At 66.3% G+C, this 3,624-nt stretch carries 4 protein-coding genes; all 4 read left to right on the top strand.

Going from position 1 to position 3,624, the window contains the following annotated elements; translation table 11 throughout:
• A partial coding sequence (locus KH616_RS22995) for a CoA-acylating methylmalonate-semialdehyde dehydrogenase (RefSeq protein WP_292252199.1) occupies positions 1-1,366 on the top strand: 1,366 nt, incomplete at its 5' end.
• Between the two features lie 250 nt (positions 1,367-1,616).
• A complete protein-coding gene (gene mmsB, locus KH616_RS22990) occupies positions 1,617-2,516 on the top strand; it encodes a 3-hydroxyisobutyrate dehydrogenase (RefSeq protein WP_292252198.1) in 900 nt (299 codons plus the stop codon).
• Positions 2,516-3,307: an enoyl-CoA hydratase gene (locus KH616_RS22985; protein ID WP_292252197.1), complete on the top strand. Its 792-nt coding sequence runs from the start codon at positions 2,516-2,518 to the stop codon at positions 3,305-3,307. Before mmsB ends, KH616_RS22985 begins: the two co-directional genes overlap by 1 nt.
• Positions 3,304-3,624 (top strand): enoyl-CoA hydratase/isomerase family protein (locus tag KH616_RS22980; protein ID WP_292252196.1); only part of this gene is annotated, 321 nt, incomplete at its 3' end. The genes KH616_RS22985 and KH616_RS22980, both read left to right, overlap by 4 nt.

Raw genomic sequence — 3,624 nt, 5'->3', positions numbered from 1 at the left:
GGAGCAGGCGATTGCCGCCGCGCAGCATGCGTTTCCGGCGTGGGCGAGTCATGCTCCGCTTAAGAGCGCGCGCGTGATGTTCCGCTTCAAGGCGCTACTGGAAGAGAACATGGATCGCCTGGCCCGACTCATCAGCGAAGAGCACGGCAAGGTCTTCTCCGACGCGGTGGGCGAACTGACCCGCGGCCTGGAAGTGGTGGAGTTTGCCTGCGGCATCCCGCATCTGCAAAAGGGCGAACACTCGGCGAACGTCGGGACCGGCGTCGACAGCCACTCGCTGATGCAGCCGCTCGGCGTCTGCGCCGGCATCACGCCGTTCAACTTCCCCGCGATGATCCCGCTGTGGATGTTCCCGATGGCGATCGTCTGCGGCAACACGTTCGTGCTGAAACCGTCCGAACAGGATCCGCTGACGACGATGCAGCTCGTCGAACTGGCCATCGAGGCGGGCGTGCCGAAGGGTGTGCTGAACGTCGTGCACGGCGGCAAGGAAGTCGTCGATGCGATCTGCACGCACCCGCTCGTGAAGGCGATTTCGTTTGTCGGCTCCACCGCGGTCGGCACGCACGTGTACCGGCTGGCCAGCGAGCACGGCAAACGCGTGCAGTCGATGATGGGCGCGAAGAACCATGCGGTCGTGCTGCCGGACGCGAACCGCGAACAGACGGTCAACGCGCTCGTCGGTGCGGCATTCGGCGCGGCCGGCCAGCGTTGCATGGCGACGTCGGTCGCGGTGCTGGTCGGGGCGGCGCGCGACTGGCTGCCGGACATCGTCGAGAAGGCGAAGACGCTGAAGGTAAACGCAGGCGCCGAGCCTGGCACCGATGTCGGGCCGGTCGTCTCGAAGTCGGCGAAGACGCGCATCCTGTCGCTGATCGAATCGGGGGTGAAAGAAGGCGCGAAGCTCGCGCTCGACGGCCGCGACGTGAACGTGCCGGGCTACGAGAGCGGCAACTTCATCGGCCCGACGATTTTCGCCGGCGTGAACACGGATATGTCGGTCTATACGCATGAGATCTTCGGTCCGGTGCTGGTCGTGCTCGAAGCCGACACGCTCGATGACGCGATCGCGCTCGTCAATGCGAATCCGTTCGGCAACGGCGTGGGGCTGTTCACGCAGAGCGGTGCGGCGGCGCGCAAGTTCCAGAGCGAGATCGATGTCGGCCAGGTCGGCATCAACATTCCGATTCCGGTGCCGGTTCCGTATTTCAGCTTTACCGGCTCGCGCGGATCGAAACTCGGCGATCTGGGGCCGTACGGCAAGCAGGTCGTGCAGTTCTATACGCAGACAAAGACGGTGACCGCGCGCTGGTTCGACGACGAGTCGACGGCCGGGGCGGTGAATACGACGATCCGGTTGCATTGATGGGCATGGGATCCGAGTAAGCGCCAAAGCGCCAGCTAGGTAGGGTCGACCGCCGTGGGGTCGAAGTAAGCGCTGAAGCGCTAACTCCGACCAGCCACGCCATGGGACCCGAGTAAGCGCTGAAGCGCCAGCTAGGTAGGGTCGACCGCCGTGGGGTCGAAGTAAGCGCTGAAGCGCTAACTCCGACCAGCCACGTCATGGGACCCGAGTAAGCGCTGAAGCGCTAACTCGGGTCGACAGGAGAACAACGATGAAGATCGGTTTTATCGGCCTCGGCCACATGGGCGCGCCAATGGCGCTGAATCTGCTCAAGGCAGGCCACGACGTCCACGCATTCGATTTGAGCGCCGACGCATTGCGTGCTTTGCAGGACGCAGGCGCGACAGCGGCAAGCTCGCCGCGCGACGCGGCCACCGACGCGGCATGCGTGATCACGATGCTGCCCGCCGCGCCGCATGTGCGCTCGGTACTGACCGGCGACAACGGCGTGCTCGCCGGCCTCGGCACAGGCGCGATGGTGATCGATTCCAGCACCGTCGATCCGGCAAGTGCCCAGGCGTTCGGCGCGCTGGTGCGCGAGCACGGCGGCGCGTTCGTCGACGCGCCGGTGTCGGGCGGCACGGGCGGTGCAGCGGCCGGCACGCTGACGTTCATGGTCGGCGGCAGCGACGTAGATTTCGAACGCGTGAAGCCGGTCCTCGCAGGCATGGGCAAGAACATCGTCCATTGCGGTGCGACCGGCATGGGACAGGTCGCGAAAGTCTGCAACAACCTCGTGCTCGGGATCTCGATGGCCGCAGTGTCGGAAGCCATGTCGCTCGGCGTCGCGCTCGGCATCGACCCGAAAGTGCTCGCAGGCATCGTCAACACATCGACCGGACGCTGCTGGAGCTCGGACACGTATAACCCGTATCCGGGCGTGATCGAAACCGCACCGTCGTCACGCGGCTATACGGGCGGCTTCGGCACCGACCTGATGCTGAAGGATCTCGGCCTCGCGAACGATGCGGCGAAGCAGGCGCGTCAGCCTGTCTATCTCGGCGCGCTCGCGCAGCAGCTGTATCAGGCGATGAGCAGCCGCGGCGACGGCCAGCTCGATTTCTCGGCAGTGATCCGGCTCTATCAACCCGCACCGAAAAAGGGCGCGTAATGATCGAACTCGAATTCGTCGACGACGGCGCGATCGCCTGCGCAACGCTCCGACGGCCGCCCGCGAACGCATTTTCCGCCGACGGACTGCGGCAATTGCACAGCATCGTCGGCGCGCTTGAAGCGGACACGCGCGTGCGCGCGCTCGTCGTGACCGGCGACGGCCCGAAATTCTTCAGCGCGGGCGCGGACCTGAACACGTTCGACGGCGGCGATCGGGCGGTGGCGCGCGAGATGGCGTCGCGCTTCGGCACGGCATTCGAAGCATTGTCGGATGCGCATTTCGTGACGATCGCGGCGATCAACGGCTATGCGATGGGCGGCGGCCTCGAATGCGCGCTCGCGTGCGATCTGCGCATTGCCGAGGCCCACGCGCAGATGGCGCTGCCGGAAACCTCGGTCGGGCTGCTGCCATGCGGGCTCGGCACGCAGACCTTGCCATGGCTCGTCGGCGAAGGCTGGGCAAAGAAGATGATCCTCGCGGGCGCGCGTGTCGATGCGGCAACCGCGCTGCGGATCGGCCTCGTCGAGGACGTCGTCGAAAGCGGCGCGTCGCGCGACGCGGCACTCGCACTTGCGCGACAGGTGGCGCGGCAGAGTCCGCACGCAGTTGCATACAGCAAGGAGCTGATCGGCCTCGCACGACACGGCGTGCCGCGCAGCGCCGCACTCGCGGTCGAACGCGAGCGATTTGTCGACCTGTTCGACACCCCGGATCCGCGCGAAGGCGTGGCCGCATTTCTCGGCAAGCGCGCACCGCAATGGCAGACCGAAGGAGAGCAAGACCGATGAGCACGCCGATCACGACGCACGAGGCGTTTCCGGAAGCCGCGCCCGAGGTGCTGTTTCGCTTACTGAACCGCGTGGCGCTGATCACGCTGAACCGGCCGGCGGCGCTCAACGCGCTGTCGCACGGCATGGTGCGCGAGCTGGCGGCATTGCTGGAACGCTGCCGCCACGACGACCGGATCGTCGCGGTGGTGCTGCGCGGCGCGGGCGAGAAAGGTTTCTGCGCGGGCGGCGACGTGCGTGCACTGCACCGCATGGCGAAGCAGCGCGACGCGTGGCTGCCGTTCTTCGTCGACGAATACCGGCTCGACTACGCGCTG

Origin of the sequence: Burkholderia sp., from assembly GCF_018375725.1 — a bacterium.
GTDB lineage: Bacteria > Pseudomonadota > Gammaproteobacteria > Burkholderiales > Burkholderiaceae > Burkholderia.
Note: the sequence above shows the minus strand (reverse complement) of the source record. Positions and strands in the feature narration are given on the sequence as shown.

Excerpts from the sequence above, each read along its gene's own strand:
- mmsB (WP_292252198.1), top strand. The coding sequence starts at position 1,617 with ATGAAGATCGGTTTTATCGGCCTCGGCCACATGGGCGCGCCAATGGCG.
- KH616_RS22985 (WP_292252197.1), top strand. The coding sequence starts at position 2,516 with ATGATCGAACTCGAATTCGTCGACGACGGCGCGATCGCCTGCGCAACG.